This is a genomic window from Actinomadura sp. NPDC049753, assembly GCF_040674655.1.
Lineage (GTDB): Bacteria > Actinomycetota > Actinomycetes > Streptosporangiales > Streptosporangiaceae > Spirillospora > Spirillospora verrucosospora.
Genome location: NZ_JBFARL010000432.1, coordinates 1 through 1,875 on the forward strand (window position 1 = coordinate 1; position 1,875 = coordinate 1,875).

At 76.0% G+C, this 1,875-nt stretch carries 1 protein-coding gene and 1 pseudogene; both read right to left on the bottom strand.

Annotated elements, in window-relative coordinates; translation table 11 throughout:
* Window positions 1-419 (bottom strand): annotated as a pseudogene (locus AB0K37_RS41955) (hypothetical protein); the annotation flags it as partial.
* Entirely contained in the window at window positions 416-1,570 is a 1,155-nt protein-coding gene (locus tag AB0K37_RS41960; protein ID WP_363991765.1) for a molybdopterin-dependent oxidoreductase, read from the bottom strand. The gene AB0K37_RS41960 and the pseudogene AB0K37_RS41955, both read right to left, overlap by 4 nt.
* Between the last annotated feature and the right edge of the window lie 305 nt (window positions 1,571-1,875).

The window sequence follows — 1,875 nt, forward strand, 5'->3', positions numbered from 1 at the left end:
GCGCGCCCGGCCCCGCGACGGGCGGTGACCGAGCGCGCCAGGAGGACGCACGCCGCCACGACGGCGATCGCGCCCAGCACGATCGCCAGGTTGCGGCCGTAGGGCAGCGGGAGGCGGGACGGCTCGTCGTCGCGGCGCCCGTAGCCCAGCACGGCGGGGATCGCGACCACGGTGACGCAGGCGCCGATGACCAGCGCGGCGCGCACGACGCGCCGCCGGCCGGCGGGCACCAGGCCGGTGAGCGCCCCCGCGGCGAGCACCGCCGGGACCAGGACGGCGTCGTGCAGGACGGCGGCCCCGACGAACCACTTCGCCCATGCGGCGAGGGCGACCTCGTCCACGATCCCGCGCAGCCCGACGGCGATGAGCGCCAGGCCCGCCGCGTACGCCGCCGCCTTCGAGACGGTCCGCGCGTTCACGACACCACCAGCCGGTGGACCCATTTGGTCTGCATGACCCCGGGCCGGTTCGGGGCGATGAGACGGCAGGGGTGGCCGTGGTCGAGGGCGAGGGGGACGCCGTTCATACCGAGGGCCAGCAGCGTCAGCGGGTCGCGCCAGTGCGGCGGGGCGACCATCGAGGTGCGGTAGAGACCGTGCTGCTGCAGCGACTCCACCAGCACCTGCGCGTCGTCGGCGACACCGGCCAGGCGCAGGACGTCGCGCAGCCGCACGCCCCGCCAGACCGCCTCCACGCTCCAGCCCTCCACGCAGGAGATGGGCAGCCGCGCGGTGTGCTGCGGCAGCGCGCGCAGGTCGGCCAGGGACAGGGTGACCTCCCGCGCGACCCGGCCGGTGACGGTGAGGCGCCAGCGGGGGTCGCGTGCCTGGGCGGTGACGCCGGTCGCGGCGGCCGACTTGTTGACCGGGACATCCTGCGGCCCGGTGCCGGGGCGGCGCGGCGCCAGCACCGCCAGCGGCGCCAGCGGGGTGACCGCCTCACCCACCGTGGTGAGCGCGACGACGCCGCTCGCGCCGGCGACGGTGAGCAGGAAACCGCGGCGCCCGACGCCGTCCTCGGGGCGGGTCATGACGGTGCGGCGCGCCTTGGCCCACTGGTCGGCGATGTGGATGACCAGCGCGCCGGCGAGGATGTAGGCCGTCCAGTAGTGCGCGGTGGTGAAGTAGAACCGGAACGCGTACCAGTAGGCGATGTTCAGCACCCCGGTGACGAACTGGAACAGCGCCGCGCCGACCAGGACGAACACCAGCAGCCGCTGTATGCCGTGGACGAGGGAGCGCACCGGCGGCCACTGCCACAGCCGCGGGTAGACCGTCCACAGCTTGGCCAGCAGCAGCGGGACGGTCGCCAGGCCGCCGATGACGTGCACGCCCTGGGTGACCCGGTACAGGTTCACCGGACGCGACGGCCACAGCATCCACCCGGCGGGCTGCTGCATGAAGTGGCTGACCAGCCCGGTCCCGAAGGAGACCAGGACGCTGACGCCGAGGGCGATGCCGAGCCAGGACGCGACCCGCTCGTCGTGCAGGCGGCTGGTGAACCGTCCCGGGACGCCGCGCAGCACGGCGGCCGGCGCGGGCGGCCTGCGCCGGCCGGATGCGGGTCTCATGGGCGTCCCTCCTCGGTGCGCAGGGCGACGAACCACCGGTCGGCGTCCTGCCAGGACTCGGTCACGGTCGCGGCGCACAGGGCGGCCAGCCCGTCGACGGCGTCGGCGGACACGTGCGCCCACGGGAACCATTCGCCGACCGAGCGGTCCGAGCGCAGCCGCGCTGGCCCGCCGGGGCCTGCCGGTGCTGGGCATCGACCTGGCCCCCTCCGCGGTCGCGCTGACCGTCGCGGCGGGCGGCCCGGCCCTGTGCCGCGACGTGTTCGGCCGCGTGCCCGGCGCCGGGCGCTGGCGCACCGTGCTGC